This is a genomic window from Paenibacillus turicensis, from assembly GCF_017873435.1.
GTDB classification, from domain to species: domain Bacteria; phylum Bacillota; class Bacilli; order Paenibacillales; family Paenibacillaceae; genus Fontibacillus; species Fontibacillus turicensis.
The window spans coordinates 33,947-47,767 of record NZ_JAGGKG010000028.1; the positions used below are offsets into that span (position 1 = coordinate 33,947).

17 protein-coding genes and 1 riboswitch are annotated in these 13,821 nt (G+C 37.9%); of the genes, 10 read left to right on the top strand and 7 right to left on the bottom strand.

Features of this window, described 5'->3' with window-relative positions; genetic code table 11:
* The first annotated feature begins 6 nt into the window (after positions 1-6).
* The 5 genes from J2Z32_RS20875 (at position 7) to J2Z32_RS20895 (ending at position 5,207) form a co-directional block, all read left to right on the top strand.
* Positions 7-795, top strand: a complete 789-nt coding sequence (locus tag J2Z32_RS20875; protein ID WP_245251669.1) for an ABC transporter permease — start codon at positions 7-9, stop codon at positions 793-795.
* A gap of 24 nt (positions 796-819) precedes the next feature.
* Entirely contained in the window at positions 820-1,602 is a 783-nt protein-coding gene (locus J2Z32_RS20880; RefSeq protein WP_210091138.1) for an ABC transporter permease, read from the top strand.
* Positions 1,599-2,600, top strand: a complete 1,002-nt coding sequence (locus J2Z32_RS20885) for an ABC transporter ATP-binding protein (protein WP_210091139.1) — start codon at positions 1,599-1,601, stop codon at positions 2,598-2,600. The genes J2Z32_RS20880 and J2Z32_RS20885 overlap by 4 nt, the downstream gene beginning before the upstream one ends.
* Before the next feature lie 52 nt (positions 2,601-2,652).
* On the top strand, positions 2,653-2,991 hold the full coding sequence (locus J2Z32_RS20890) for a hypothetical protein (RefSeq protein WP_210091140.1): 339 nt from the start codon (positions 2,653-2,655) through the stop codon (positions 2,989-2,991).
* 599 nt (positions 2,992-3,590) lie between these two features.
* A riboswitch (glycine riboswitch) is annotated at positions 3,591-3,672 on the top strand.
* A gap of 161 nt (positions 3,673-3,833) precedes the next feature.
* Complete coding sequence (locus J2Z32_RS20895) at positions 3,834-5,207, top strand: amino acid permease (protein WP_210091141.1); 1,374 nt, start codon at positions 3,834-3,836, stop codon at positions 5,205-5,207.
* 86 nt (positions 5,208-5,293) lie between these two features.
* Here the strand turns inward: J2Z32_RS20895 and J2Z32_RS20900 are convergent, their stop codons facing one another.
* Entirely contained in the window at positions 5,294-6,001 is a 708-nt protein-coding gene (locus tag J2Z32_RS20900) for a class I SAM-dependent methyltransferase (RefSeq protein WP_210091142.1), read from the bottom strand.
* 186 nt (positions 6,002-6,187) lie between these two features.
* On the opposite strand from J2Z32_RS20900, the gene J2Z32_RS20905 reads away from it, so the two are divergent.
* The 3 genes from J2Z32_RS20905 (at position 6,188) to J2Z32_RS20915 (ending at position 8,548) form a co-directional block, all read left to right on the top strand.
* Positions 6,188-7,228, top strand: coding sequence for a helix-turn-helix transcriptional regulator (locus J2Z32_RS20905; protein WP_210091143.1), 1,041 nt, complete (start codon positions 6,188-6,190; stop codon positions 7,226-7,228).
* 126 nt (positions 7,229-7,354) lie between these two features.
* Positions 7,355-8,311: a radical SAM protein gene (locus J2Z32_RS20910; protein ID WP_210091154.1), complete on the top strand. Its 957-nt coding sequence runs from the start codon at positions 7,355-7,357 to the stop codon at positions 8,309-8,311.
* An 81-nt stretch (positions 8,312-8,392) separates the two neighbouring features.
* Entirely contained in the window at positions 8,393-8,548 is a 156-nt protein-coding gene (locus J2Z32_RS20915; RefSeq protein WP_210091144.1) for a DUF1540 domain-containing protein, read from the top strand.
* 75 nt (positions 8,549-8,623) lie between these two features.
* Here the strand turns inward: J2Z32_RS20915 and J2Z32_RS20920 are convergent, their stop codons facing one another.
* Positions 8,624-8,743, bottom strand: a complete 120-nt coding sequence (locus tag J2Z32_RS20920) for a sporulation protein YjcZ (protein ID WP_210091145.1) — start codon at positions 8,741-8,743, stop codon at positions 8,624-8,626.
* A gap of 178 nt (positions 8,744-8,921) precedes the next feature.
* Between J2Z32_RS20920 and J2Z32_RS20925 the strand changes: the two genes are divergently transcribed.
* Entirely contained in the window at positions 8,922-9,146 is a 225-nt protein-coding gene (locus J2Z32_RS20925) for a hypothetical protein (protein WP_210091146.1), read from the top strand.
* 115 nt (positions 9,147-9,261) lie between these two features.
* Positions 9,262-9,585 carry an acetyl-CoA acetyltransferase gene (locus J2Z32_RS20930; protein WP_210091147.1) on the top strand — a complete coding sequence of 108 codons (324 nt, stop codon included), beginning with the start codon at positions 9,262-9,264 and terminating at the stop codon, positions 9,583-9,585.
* Positions 9,586-9,947: 362 nt separating this feature from the next.
* Here J2Z32_RS20930 and pstB read toward each other — a convergent pair whose 3' ends face one another.
* The 5 genes from pstB to J2Z32_RS20955 form a co-directional block, all read right to left on the bottom strand.
* Positions 9,948-10,742: a phosphate ABC transporter ATP-binding protein PstB gene (pstB, locus tag J2Z32_RS20935; RefSeq protein WP_210091148.1), complete on the bottom strand. Its 795-nt coding sequence runs from the start codon at positions 10,740-10,742 to the stop codon at positions 9,948-9,950.
* A 12-nt stretch (positions 10,743-10,754) separates the two neighbouring features.
* Positions 10,755-11,642 (bottom strand): phosphate ABC transporter permease PstA, encoded by an 888-nt coding sequence (gene pstA / locus J2Z32_RS20940; protein WP_210091149.1) that lies wholly within the window; start codon positions 11,640-11,642, stop codon positions 10,755-10,757.
* On the bottom strand, positions 11,639-12,541 hold the full coding sequence (gene pstC / locus J2Z32_RS20945; protein WP_210091150.1) for a phosphate ABC transporter permease subunit PstC: 903 nt from the start codon (positions 12,539-12,541) through the stop codon (positions 11,639-11,641). The genes pstA and pstC overlap by 4 nt, the downstream gene beginning before the upstream one ends.
* Before the next feature lie 119 nt (positions 12,542-12,660).
* Positions 12,661-13,608: a phosphate ABC transporter substrate-binding protein gene (locus J2Z32_RS20950; protein WP_210091151.1), complete on the bottom strand. Its 948-nt coding sequence runs from the start codon at positions 13,606-13,608 to the stop codon at positions 12,661-12,663.
* A 21-nt stretch (positions 13,609-13,629) separates the two neighbouring features.
* Positions 13,630-13,821, bottom strand: a 192-nt coding sequence (locus tag J2Z32_RS20955; RefSeq protein ID WP_210091152.1) for a hypothetical protein, incomplete at its 5' end; no start/stop codon positions are given.

A 13,821-nucleotide genomic window follows, 5' to 3' on the forward strand; every position in this document is an offset into this window, starting at 1 on the left:
CGTGTAATGAGATCAGTAGCAGGTGTCACCTATAAGGAGTGGGCTGCCTATCGCACCCACTCCATGGTATCTATTGTTGTAGGTCCAGTATTTTTTATTGTGCAATATTTTATATGGACCGCGGTGTATGGTGATCATTCCACTTTAGGTGGACTTGAGCTAAACCAGATGATCAGGTACTTTGGTGTAACAACACTGATTAGCTATCTCACCATGGATTTTGCAGACTGGAACTTATCTATGCTGATACGAACTGGGAAATTTTTAACGTTCCATTTACGCCCCGTCCATCATCGTTCATTTGCTCTATTTCAAAAGCTTGGTCATCGTTCATTAGGATTTCTATTTGAATTTATTCCTTGTTTACTGATCTTTATTTTTATTTTTCGTATAGATATGACACCTGCAAGTTATTTATGGGCTTTGTTATCAATCACTATTGCCTTTTTAATGAATTTTTATGTTAATTACACCATTGGCTTATTGTCATTTTGGTTAGTTCAATCTGATGGAATACGTGGTGCGTTTATGCTTTTATCGAGCGTTTTTTCTGGCGCACTTCTTCCACTTAGCTTATTCCCAGTATGGCTGCAAAGCATTCAATTTTTTCTACCGTTCCAATACATTGCTTATATTCCTGCAATGGTATTTACGGGACAATATTCATTGGGTGGTATCCATCTAACGATGGGGCAGGCAGTTGGACTTCAAGCGATTGCTGTTGTTATTACTTTTATCGCAAATGAGCTAGTTAGGCGTATTGCTATGAAACAATTTACTGCTGTTGGTGCATAAATAGGTTAAGAAGGGATTTCATTTATGAAGCGGTTTTTTAATATATATAAGCAATGCCTACTTTCTGCCTTACGTGTATCTGCGGCCTATCGCATGAATTTTATCGTTAGCTGTATGATTACACTTGTAGGGAATGTGTTCTTTCCACTTCTCACCTTATTAATTTATAGTAATGGGGCTAGTTTTCCAGGCTGGAGCTTCTATGAGGTGTTGTTAATTCAGTCTATCTTTACGATGTCCAGTGGACTATCCAACCTCATTTTTGGTGGTGTACTTTGGACAACAATGTCACATATACGTGAAGGTAGTTTTGAGGTTATACTCATGAAGCCACTAAATCCATTGTTTTTTATCATTGCTACCACGTTTTCACCTGATAGTATTGGTGTATTTGTGGGTGGGGTGGCACTGTTCATTATTTCCCTGACTGGAGTAGGTACTATTTTATTTGTATCTTGGGTGCAGTTTGCACTATTTTTTGTGGCTGGTATTGCAGTAATGGCTGGGATGTCCTTAATGATGGCAGCCATGTCCTTTAAATGGGTAGGGAATTCTAGAATTCCAGAGCTTGCAGATAGTGTCTTGAATTTTGGGAAATATCCATTGCCAATTTTTCCAAAAGCGTTACAAGCCCTCATTACCTTCATTATTCCTGTTGGTGTCATTGGCTTTTTACCCGCCTCCGCTCTACTTGGTGAAGTAAAACTGGTAGATTTTATAGCAGTAATCCCTTGTGTATTATTTATGGTAGCAGGTGCTTATATTTATCGACATATGATTTCTTTATACGAGGGGGTTGGCGGATGAATCCGATCATCGATGTGAAGCAATTAAATAAAACATATAAAACATACAAAAGAGGCTCTAGCCTAAGCGAAACCCTCAAAAGCTTTTTCCACCGAGAGGAAGTTATTATCAACGCTGTAAATGATATTAACTTTAAGATAGAGCAAGGTGAAATTTGTGGGATGCTTGGACCCAATGGAGCAGGAAAATCAACGACCATTAAAATGCTTTGCGGCGCACTATATCCCTCTTCTGGGGAGATAAAAGTGTTAGGTTATTCACCTGCACAGGATCGAAAACGTTATGTTAGTCATGTAGGCGCAGTATTTGGACAAAAATCTCAATTAATATGGGATATTCCACCGATTGATAGCTTCCGCATGAATCAAGCGATTTATGGGGTTTCGGACCATGATTTTAAACAACGCCTTGAAGAGTTAGCAGTGTTACTAGATATTACGGAGGTCATCGAAAAACCTACCCGTGTCCTCTCTTTGGGTGAACGAATGAAGTGTGAATTTGTTATGGCTATGCTCCATCAGCCACAAATTTTATTTTTAGATGAGCCTACAATTGGACTTGATGTCATTGCTAAGGTTAAAATTCGCCAGTTTGTCCGAGAGATGAATCGCAAGCATAATATGACCTGCATTTTAACTACACATGATCTGGAGGATATTGAAGAATTAGCACATCGTGTCATCGTCATTAATCATGGCACAAAGGTATTTGATGATACATTATCACAGTTCAAGCTTTTTTTAGGAGATAAAAAACAGGTCAGTCTGACATTTACAGATCCCATTGATGGAGCCATTTTTGATAATCATTATACGAGAGTTGTTGATCAACCCTCTGAACTGCAAATTACACTTGAAGTGGATACTGCTTTAATTTCAATTAGTGATTTTATCGAAAATATTTCCAGAGATCACCGCTTTTCTGATATTTCCATTAAAGAATTACCCATTCAACAGGTGGTCATGAAGCTATATGAGTCAGAACAGGCCATCGTATAAATTTAAAGTGATAACATTGATAAGATAGATATAAGGGATTGGAAGTGACAGTATGCCAAAGTTTCTAGATATTACTGGTAAAATTACAATTGTGCTTGGAATTATATTAGGTATTGTGTATGGAAATTCTACGAACTACTTAACTGGTGATGATTCGTTTCAATGGCTGGCTGCCATCGTTTGCTGGATTAGTAGTATTATCTCGGGCTCAGTCCTGATTACACTTGGATTGATACTAGATTATGCAGAGGAAAACAATGCATTTTTGCGTGAGCTAGTTGCTAAGTCTAGAGCTGCAGACCAAGAAAACAGAACATCCAAAAAACCTTTAGGAAATAGTAAGGCATCGTTAGCCGCAATCACGGACCATAAATTTAAAGCAAATGATTAAGGATTGATGAATTAAATTTAGCCATAGATATGGTTCTATTAAAAATTAGTACTTGATAAGGTTATGCGAGAAGAGGCTACAGTGCAGAGAGTGGCTTCAACCGCTGTTAAGGTCCCATTTCTTTTATAACATGTATGAGATTAGATAGAAATGTGACCTTAAAGGCGGCCGCTATCACTTTTCCACCATCTCCCTGCCCCTCCGCTATGTTTGCTTACTATCAAGTACTATTTTAAGGTTAAGCCATATAATTATGGCTAATATTTAAATTAGTGGATGACAAATACCCAAAACTTGCGAAGGGACAAAGGATTCTGGAGAAGTGAAACGTTCGTATTTAAAACTAGATTTTATCCATAAATTTATCAATATAAAAATCTAGTTTTAACAACGATCGGAAGAACCTTTGTACCGTAGCCACCATCAACCTTATTGTCATCCACTGATTTCATTTATGTGAAAATTATTTCAATGAGCAATTTATGTTATTGACAAAATAGGCACTAATGATTAGTATTGTGAATTAATAATTGAAAGACGAGATTACTTAAAAATTTAATAATCAGCAGGCTATGATTGTTACGGATCACACTGTAACAGGAGCAGCTTCTGGAGAGATCATGATTTGCTTCATGACGCCGAAGGGTTCACAATCTCAGGCAAAAGGACAGAAGAGTATGAAATAGATGATTTGGTTTATTTATTGTAATTTATAATAACAAATTATTCCTATTTATGCTTTTATGACCATGAGATTGGATACTTCCAATCTCTTTTTTTATTTTTAAGCATCAACAACATTGAATTCCGTATTGTGTAGATGAATGAAGGGGGAGCTTATTTTGGCAGAACAAGAACTAAAAAGAGATCTAGAAAACAGACATGTTCAACTTATTGCGATTGGAGGAACGATTGGTACAGGACTCTTCCTTGGTTCAGGAAAAGCAATTCAGCTTGCAGGACCTTCCATCGTTTTTGCTTACTTAATCGTTGGGATTGCAGTATTTTTTGTCATGAGAGCATTAGGCGAGCTGTTGTTATCCAAAGCAGGTTATCAGACTTTTACAGACATTGCTGAAGATTATCTTGGACCTAAAATCGCTTTTGTTACAGGCTGGACCTATTGGTTTTGTTGGATTATGACTGCTATGGCAGACGTAATTGCTGTAGGCATGTATGTGCAATATTGGTTTGATATTCCGCAATGGGTACCTGAAATCTTATGCTTAATTATTTTATTAGGCTTAAACCTGTTGACGGTTAAAAACTTTGGAGAGCTAGAGTTTTGGTTCGCTTTAATTAAAGTTATTACAATTCTTGCCTTGATTGGTATTGGTATTGTTCTACTCGTTATCGGCTTTCGTACGGAATCTGGCGTTGTTAGTGTCCAAAACATTTGGGCACATGGTGGTATTTTTCCAAATGGCATTACAGGCTTCCTATTGTCGTTTCAAATGGTGGTCTTTGCGTTTGTTGGTGTTGAGCTTGTTGGTGTCTCTGCCGCGGAAACGTCTAATCCCGAAAAAAATATTCCTTCTGCAATAAATAAAATTCCATTACGCATATTGTTCTTCTATGTAGGTGCGATTATAGCTTTATTATGCATCAACCCTTGGACACAGCTTAGTGCATCTGAAAGTCCATTTGTCAAAACCTTTGCTTTAGTGGGTGTGCCAATTGCAGCAGGTATAATCAATTTCGTTGTATTAACCTCTGCTGCGTCTGCTTGTAATAGTGGTATGTTCTCAACTAGCCGTATTTTGTACAATTTAAGCAAAAACAAACAAGCTTCTGCCTCATTTGGCAAACTAAATAAAAATCATGTGCCTCGTAACGGCTTATTAATTTCTACCCTTGTCTTATCTGGTGGCGCTTTACTTAGCAAGCTTATTCCTGAGCAAGCATTTGGAATTGTCACAACGATTAGTGCCATCTGTTTCATTTGGGTGTGGGGTGTTGTTGTTGTCTCCCATTTAAAGTATAAAAAAACAGCTCCACAGCTCCATGCTACATCAAAATTTAAAGCACCTTTAACTCCTTTTATTAATTATGTGGTGTTGGCATTGTTTGCAGCTATTTTAATTATTATGTTGTTTGCAGGTGAGACACGCCCTGCGTTGCTACTAACTCCGTTATGGTTTGTTTTATTGTTTATTTTGTATCATATAAGTACACGCAATAAGAGTAAAAATACAACCACAAGCTTTAAGGGTTAGATACTCCGTAAATATTAAATCGTGAAAAAAGCCATCACTGAAATTGGGCTGATTAGCAATCAGATCATTCAATGATGGCTTATACTTTATTTTTTAATCGCAACGTAACCTTCAACCATATATGAGCCAAAATAACGTGTAACGTGTTCAAAACCAGCAAGCTCTAACCATGTAACAATTTGCTCGGAAGGCTCTGGGTAGGATGTATGTCCAATGGAAGCTTGGAACTTCTCCCAATGCTCCTCACTAATACCAGCAGATAACATACTTGAACGATAAGCGGACATCAAAATGGGATAAATTTTAGAAGAAGGATCGGCACTCAGCGTTGCCATTATAAACATTGCGCCTGATTTTAATCGATTTGCAATTTCTTGTAGCATATTTAGCTTCGTTTGTTCATCTTGTATAAAATGTAGAACTAGCATACAGGTTGCACCGTCATATTGATTGAATTGTGGCAAATCTGTTACAGTGCCCTGAAGTAATGTCGTTTGCTCTAAAATACCGGCTTCTTGTAAGCGTAAGCTCGCCTCCGCCAACATTGATTCCGAAGGATCAATGCCTGTAAATCTCCAGCTTTGATTAAGCTGACCTAAGCTTATTATTTCTTGACCCCCACCTGCTCCAACAATTAAAAGCTTGTGATCCTCTCCATTTAAATGTGCATGCATCATAAAAGCCATTTGCTCATGCAACAGTCTGTAACCTGGTATTTTGGCCGCTATACTTGCGGTGTAATGTTGACCATTTGCCTCTTTCCAGCTCATTTTCTCTGTAGAATTTATCGTCACTGTAATACACTCCCCTAGTTTACGCTATAACCCTACTTATAATATCGTTGAAATCTGCTTTATAATTAATCCGTTGTATTGTACAATTAAGAATCATTCTCAATTATATAGAAATAATAAACAATAGCAATCCCATTTACTTGGGATATCCTTAATAATTCTAACTACAGAAGGTAGTGAGCATGAATGGTGACACCGCAACCGTCCTCCTATCAATATCGGGAAGATATATTAAAACAAATTAAAAAACATATTCCTTTTGATGCATATTGCTTTAGCTTAATTGATCCGTATCGCTTATTGTCTAGTGGCGCTGTTACTCATGAGGGAATTGAATTAATCCATGATTTTTTATTTTCTAATGAGTATCAAGTGAATGACTATAACCAATTTATTGATCTTATGATGGAGAATCGTCCTGTCGCATCTTTATATGAAACAACACACGGACAACCTGAAGTAAGTGATCGATATCGCACTATTCTAGAACCAGCTGGATTTATTGATGAATTAAGGGTTGTTTTTATGGATGAGGGAAAATGCTGGGGACAGCTTGCTTTGTTTCGCAGTAAAACACAAGTTCACTTCAAACCTGATGAAATTAAATGGCTTTATTCCATTCTCTCCTCAACTACAGCTTCCTTAAAGCAATTTTATTTACAAGGTGTGGAGAAGGACTGGAGCCATGCTCCATCAGAGACAGGAATAATGATGTTGTCTGAGCAGTTAGAGCTAATAGGAGCAAATGAGACCGCATTAGAGCTGCTTGAGCAGTTAAGAGCAGAAGAACAAATCGTAGGACCTACATTACCACGTTCTATACGTGTATTGTGTAAATCAAGTCATGGAGAAGAGAAAGCAAACTCACCTTCTCGTTCTAATCTGCTTGTTTATGTACCAACAGGATATTATGTTTCTATTGAAGCAAATGCACTTTTAAATTATGAAGGCAAATTACAATTTGCGATCTCTTTTCAAAAGGCAACTGCCAATGATCTGATCCCACTCCTATCTGATGCATATCATTTATCCTTGCGGGAAAGAGAAGTATTAACCCATATTTTACGTGGGAGCTCTACCAAAGAAATTTCTCAAGCTTTATATATTTCACCCTATACTGTACAAGATCATTTAAAATCAATTTTCGCTAAAACAAAAGTGACAACACGCCGGGAATTAATATGGAAGTTCCTTTCTCAGTTTAATTTCAGTTCATCTTTACAGTAATTCAGTTAAAAAGATCACATTTGCTTGCATCCTAAACCTTTATAATCACTATGGTCGATGTTTTTTTATGAAACACAAGTTGACGATGATGTGATCAATGGAGGTAATGGGAGAAAAATGAACAAGATGAGTGAAAAAAAATATAAATTTCTTGAGCTAGTAAAGCCAGAAACCTATGCACTAGAGGCATTAGAGGTAGGGGTTACATCTAATTGTAACTTCCGTTGTGATTATTGCTGTGCATATGAGCGCAACGATGGAAATTCGATTAACGGTAAAGAGGTTATTTCTATTTTAGAGGATATACCTACAATTCGCCGCGTACGTCTATCTGGTGGAGAAGTGACACTGAAATATGATGATTGCCGTGAAATTGTTGCCTATTGTGCATCTAAAGGTATCGAAACACAATTAAATTCTAACGGTAGTCTTCTAAATAAGGAGCGGATTGATGCCCTTGCTGAAGCAGGACTCACCACGATTCATATTTCCTTTAACTTTACAGAAGCAGATAAATTCTCAAAGTACTACAATATCCACCCAACTGTATACAAAAAAATTCGTGAAAATATTGCTTATTGTGCCCAAACTAGCATTGATACTGTATTAGAAACTTTATTGTTTGCTGAAACAGAGCATCATATGCATGAAATTAGTGAGCATGTGTATGCGATGGGTGTACGTACTCATGAAATTCAAAACAGCATCATTATGGATCATACCGGTTGGAAAGCCATTGCAGCTCGTGATGCATTAAAAAAATCAGTTGAAGATTTAATTGCGAATAAAAAAGAAGATACTACCTTGTACTTTACTTGTATGGATCGCTTTGCAGATGCTATGGGCTTTAAAGAGCAGCCTGGCGTGTATTTCTCCCACTGCATTGAAGGAATGAAGCAACTCCACCTTCATGGTAATGGTGATATCCTAATTTCGGAGCTATGCCATCCTGTTATTATCGGAAATATTTATAAGGGCACCTCCTTAAAAGACATTTATTCTAACATGCCTGCACCATTAGAACGTTATCTTGATAAACGTCCTTGCCCTGCCCTGGATGCCTTGTTCCCACAGGGTGTTTAACCTTTAAGTACCTACGTGAAAAAAGGTATACCTTCTCCCCTAAATGTTAATCCTACTTAACAGGGAAGGAGGTGAGTTCACATGGCCGCTGATGTAAAATGCGAAGTGAACAGTTGTAACTTCCATGCAGCAGGTAATAAATGTACTGCTTCATCCATTTATGTTGTTTATAACAAAGGGAATCATGCTCGCAGCTCCGAAGAAACAGATTGCAAAACGTTCCAACCTAAAATGTAGACATGAATAAACCTCCGTCCATAAATAATGAACGGAGGTTTTAAATTTGCAAACTGCTTATTCAAACGGTAGGGATTAGATAAATGCTCTAGAAACAATAACTAACAAGATGAACAATACTAAAATTGTTCCAGTAGAAGTCCATAATGCTGCTGCACCCAAACCTACTCCATTTCCGCCATAACATTCTGACATTCGTTTCGCCTCCTCTGTGAGTATGTGATATCATATTGCAGTTCCTCCTATTTAGCCACGGCGAATGCACATTTATAACGCGAAAAACCTTATGTCACAATTGTAGCTATATGCCTATACAAAATGAATCCATTTATGCATATGATAATGTACATACGGTGAAAAGCAGGTGATTCCTTTGGCAAAAAATAAAACAAAGTCAAAACAAACAGAGCAAAGCTTAGTAGAAGACGAAATTTCCGCAGAAGATCTTGCTTTAATCAGTGCTGCATTTAGCACACTTGCACAGGCATTTACATTTCTTTCATTACTCAAGGTAAGAGAGGACACCCAGCAAGCGGAAAATCAACCAGGCTTAGAGGGGCTGGAAATCAATTTACCCCCCTTCCGTCGTAGATCATAAACTGTACTTTAAATCACATTTCATAAAAATAAAATCTCTATGTCTAGGCACTTCCCCAGTTTAACTTGCATAACATAAACACAGAGGGAAAAAACAAAGCATGGAGGTATATAATATGGCATTACAAGAAGGACGCAACGAAGTGGTGTATCAAGCCAATGAACAGACGGTTAAGGTGTTGCAACAGGTTACAACTGAAGTACACACTATTTGTAAACAACACACTGGTAAGTTCGTACGTGTGCAAACTGTAGATGGGCTTACGTATGAAGGAAAAATTTTGTATACACATGCGGGATACTTACATTTAATCGTAGCAGGACCAGAGGTAGAGGCAAATCGCGGGTTATTTAATCCGTATTGGAACAATTATAATAGCTATAACAATGTGGTATTGCCGCTGGTATTATATAATTTGTTAGTGATTTCGTTGCTGTAATAATAAGTGGCTCTATTTAGAAATAAGTACTTAATAACAACCGGAGGCTGGTAGCAGCGATCGAGAGAGTTCTTGCGATTGTTATTAATTATTAGTAATATATCCAAAATTTTAATAAGCGTTAAGTTTTAAGGGGCATTTTAAGATTTCTAACTTTCCCCTTAAAGCTTAACGCTTTATTTTCTTAACTGCCAAATCAGTGCTTAATAACGATAAAACGAAGAGACAGGTAGATTCTGGAGAAGCGATAGCGTTCGTATTTAAAATCAGATTATAACTTTAAAAGTTCATTCTATATAATCTGACTTTAACAACGATCGTAAGAACGAACTGGAACGTAGAAAATTGTTATTAAGTATTTCTTAACCAAATCTACCCGAAATATAATCCGCAGTCCGTTGATCGCTTGGATTAGTAAACATAACTGGTGTTTCTTCAAATTCAACCAGCTCCCCCATGAGGAAAAAGGCGGTTTTGTCCGACACACGAGCGGCTTGCTGCATGTTATGGGTGACAATTACAATACAATAATCCTCTTTCAGCTCTGTAATGAGCTCCTCAATCTTAGAGCTAGAGACTGGATCTAATGCGGATGCTGGCTCATCCATAAGTATAATTTGCGGATTTACCGCAATTGAACGTGCGATACACAACCTTTGCTGTTGTCCTCCAGAGAGGGAAAGCGCTGATTTATGCAAACGATCCTTCGTTTCATTCCAAATCGCCGCTTTTGTTAAAGACTCCTCTACAATTTGATCCAGCTTCTTTTTATCTTTAATTCCATGGTAACGTGGACCAAAGGCAATATTGTCGTAAATCGATTTATGAAAAGGGTTAGGTCGTTGCCAGACCATACCTATTTTTTGTCGTAGCAAAACAACATCGGTTTTAGAGTCATTAATATTTTCGCCCTCAATCCAAATATCCCCCGTAATTTTAGCACCGTCAACAAGATCGTTCATGCGGTTTAAGCTACGTAAGAAGGTTGATTTTCCGCAACCGGAAGGACCAATAAGTGCAGTTACTTGCTTTCCTGCAAAATCAAGCGAAATATCTTTTACAGCATGCTTTTCGCCATAAAATACATTTAGGTTTTTTACTGACAAAGCAATATTTAAAGCTGTCTCTGAGACAGTATCTAATGTCGCATTTTCCATCCCTTTTCCCTCCTATTTACCTGCTGTAAATTTACGATGCATCCATCTGCCAAGTAAACGAGCACACACATTAAACAGAAGCACAGTGATAATGAGCACTGCCGAAGCACCTGCAGCAATTTCTGCAGCATCTGGCGCTAAGCCTTCTGCATTTATTTTCCAGATGTGAACAGCTAACGTCTCAGCAGGACGAAATGGATTTAAGGGAGAGGTAGGATTAAGTGGATTCCAATCGGTAAAATCCAATCTAGGGCTACTCATCCCTGCGGTAAATAACAATGCCGCAGCTTCACCAAATACACGGCCTGCCGATAAAATTGTCCCTGTTAAAATCGTTGGCATCGCAATTGGAAGCATAACTGATTTAATTGTTTTCCATTTGGACAAGCCAAGTGCAAGACTTGCTTCCTTTTGCGGTAATGGAACTCCAGCTAGGCCTTGCTCTGTAATCCGTACCATTAAGGGTAAATTAAATACGGTTAACGCTAACGCACCTGAAAACAAGGAAAACCCAAAATCAAACATATTAACAAAAACTAATAGTCCAAATAAACCTACAACGATAGACGGGAAAGAGGATAACACCTCTACAATAAGTCGAATAAAATTAGTCACTTTCCCTGGCTTCGCATATTGGCTCATATAAATACCAGCACCTAAGCCAAGGGGAATCGTAATGATCATCGTTAAAAATAAAAGAAAGATGGAATTAAATAATTGCGGACCAATTCCCCCACCTGCATTGATGGATTGAGGTGCAGAGGTTAAGAAATGAAAGCTAATATGACCTACACCACGAAATAAAATAAAACCTAATAAACCTGCCATAATGAGTACAATTATGCTAGCAATAGCAATAATGACGGTGGTAGCGATTTTATCTGCTGTTTTTGCATTCATCGTCTCGCTCTCCTTTCCAGCCATCTTACTAAGAATACGAAAATAAAGGTCATTAGCATCAAGATTAGAGCTAGTGTCCATAACACGTTATTTTGTACAGATCCTGTAACTGTATTACCCATACTTAATGTAATGACACTAGTTAAGGTTGAAGTTGACTCAAATAAGGAGCTAGGAATATGCGGTGCATTACCAATAACCATCTGTACAGCCAAGGCTTCGCCAAACGCACGAGCCATGCCCAATACTACCCCTGTTAATAAAGAAGGCATTGTAGTTGGAAGAACTGTACGGTATAGTGTTTGCCATCTAGTTGCCCCTAATGCGTAGGAAGCTTCTTTTAAACCACCTGGCAAGGCTGACAATGCATCTGATGCAATGGAGGTGATCGTAGGCAAGATCATAATGGACAATACAGTTGCTCCCGCTGCTATACCAAGCCCTTGGCCTGGAAATACGTCCCGATAAAAAGGTACAATGACACTTAAACCTACAAATCCATATACAACCGAAGGTATACCTGCAAGTAATTCAATGACAGGCTGCATATATTTTTTACCAACTTTAGGCATAATTTCAACCATAAATAAAGCCGCACAAATACTAAGTGGTGCTGCAATTAGTGCTGCTAAAATAGAGGTACTAAATGAACCAAAAATAAATGGCAATGCACCAAAAATCGGATTATCCCCTTCTGGCATCCACTCTACACCTGTAAATACTTCTTTTAAGCTAACCCCATTTGTTATAAATGTACTAACCCCTTTAGAGGCGACAAAGTACACCATAGAAAAAATAGTAATGATCAAAAGAAAAATACAGACTGAAGCAAATATTTTCCCTCTCCACTCTTCAATTATATGATGTTGTAACTTATTTTTTTGGCCGGACTGTGCCATCATACCGCTCCCTTTATCCAGCGCAGAAAAGAGGCGGCTAATCTGCGCCTCTTTTCCTGCAGCATTGATGTAATGCAGGTCATGCTAATATGCTAATTTTACTTTTAGTATAGGCTTTATTACTTGTTCGTAATTTTACCTTCAATATCACGTTCAATTTGCATTTTGCTTACTGGAATGTAACCCAACTTAGTTACTGCGCCATTTTGTACTTCATCAGATACCATGTAATCTAGGAAAGCTTTGGCAATTTCATTTGGCTCACCTTTTGTATACATGTGCTCATAAGCCCATACTGCATATTGTCCGCTTGCTACATTATCTACAGTAGCTTCCACACCTTCATATTTCACAGCTTTCACTGTATCGTTCAAGTAAGACAATGCAAGGTAACCAATTGCCCCTGGCGTGTCAGCAACCAGCTTTCTTACGTTACCTGATGATTCCTCTTGTACCGAACCTTTAATATCGGCAGATTTTGTACCAAGTGCATATTTTTCAAAAGTAGCACGTGTACCAGAGCTCGAAGGACGGTTAATAATTTGAATGGCTTGATCTGGGCCGCCAACTTCTTTCCAGTTTGTAATTTTACCTGTGAAAATACCAACCAGCTGATCTTTGGTTAAATTATCTACTGTGATTGACGGATTAACTACAGCAGCCATGGCTACTACAGCGACCTTGTGGTCTACTAGTTCTTTTGCTTTATCTGCATCAAGCTTTTCTTCTGCAAACACATCAGAGTTACCGATATCTGCTTGTCCGCCAGATACTTGAGTTAAACCAGTACCACTACCACCAGCTTGGACTTGAATTGAAACTTTCGGATTTTTATCCATAAATGACTTAGATGCTTCGTCCACTAATGGCATTAAAGCAGAAGAACCTAAAGATAATAAGTTGCCAGATAGCTCTGAGGTAGTATTTTCACCTTTGGCTGTATTTTCAGTTTTAGACCCATTTCCATCCTTTGCAGTCCCATTTTTGGATGCACCATTGCTTTGCCCACAGGCTGCCAAAGTCACGCTTAGGATTAAAGTTAAAACTAACATTAACGATTTTTTCATTTCAAGTGTTGCCCCCTTGATTTATTTGTTACCTTGATTATAAAAACCATGCATTAACTCCCTGTATTCGTTTTGTAAACGCAATGTAAAAAATAAAAAGAACACATCCGCAAATGCGAATGATATGCTCCCATCATAGTAGACAGTAGAAAAAACAAAAATTCTACTTCTACCATGATGGGAGTTTTTATAGTGTCTAAAAGAAGCAAGATA

Excerpts from the sequence above, each read along its gene's own strand:
- J2Z32_RS20950 (WP_210091151.1), bottom strand. The coding sequence starts at position 13,608 with ATGAAAAAATCGTTAATGTTAGTTTTAACTTTAATCCTAAGCGTGACT.
- J2Z32_RS20910 (WP_210091154.1), top strand. The coding sequence starts at position 7,355 with ATGAGTGAAAAAAAATATAAATTTCTTGAGCTAGTAAAGCCAGAAACC.
- pstB (WP_210091148.1), bottom strand. The coding sequence starts at position 10,742 with ATGGAAAATGCGACATTAGATACTGTCTCAGAGACAGCTTTAAATATT.
- J2Z32_RS20905 (WP_210091143.1), top strand. The coding sequence starts at position 6,188 with ATGGTGACACCGCAACCGTCCTCCTATCAATATCGGGAAGATATATTA.
- J2Z32_RS20880 (WP_210091138.1), top strand. The coding sequence starts at position 820 with ATGAAGCGGTTTTTTAATATATATAAGCAATGCCTACTTTCTGCCTTA.
- J2Z32_RS20920 (WP_210091145.1), bottom strand. The coding sequence starts at position 8,743 with ATGTCAGAATGTTATGGCGGAAATGGAGTAGGTTTGGGTGCAGCAGCA.
- pstA (WP_210091149.1), bottom strand. The coding sequence starts at position 11,642 with ATGAATGCAAAAACAGCAGATAAAATCGCTACCACCGTCATTATTGCT.
- J2Z32_RS20930 (WP_210091147.1), top strand. The coding sequence starts at position 9,262 with ATGGCATTACAAGAAGGACGCAACGAAGTGGTGTATCAAGCCAATGAA.
- J2Z32_RS20875 (WP_245251669.1), top strand. The coding sequence starts at position 7 with ATGAGATCAGTAGCAGGTGTCACCTATAAGGAGTGGGCTGCCTATCGC.
- J2Z32_RS20885 (WP_210091139.1), top strand. The coding sequence starts at position 1,599 with ATGAATCCGATCATCGATGTGAAGCAATTAAATAAAACATATAAAACA.
- J2Z32_RS20890 (WP_210091140.1), top strand. The coding sequence starts at position 2,653 with ATGCCAAAGTTTCTAGATATTACTGGTAAAATTACAATTGTGCTTGGA.
- J2Z32_RS20915 (WP_210091144.1), top strand. The coding sequence starts at position 8,393 with ATGGCCGCTGATGTAAAATGCGAAGTGAACAGTTGTAACTTCCATGCA.
- pstC (WP_210091150.1), bottom strand. The coding sequence starts at position 12,541 with ATGGCACAGTCCGGCCAAAAAAATAAGTTACAACATCATATAATTGAA.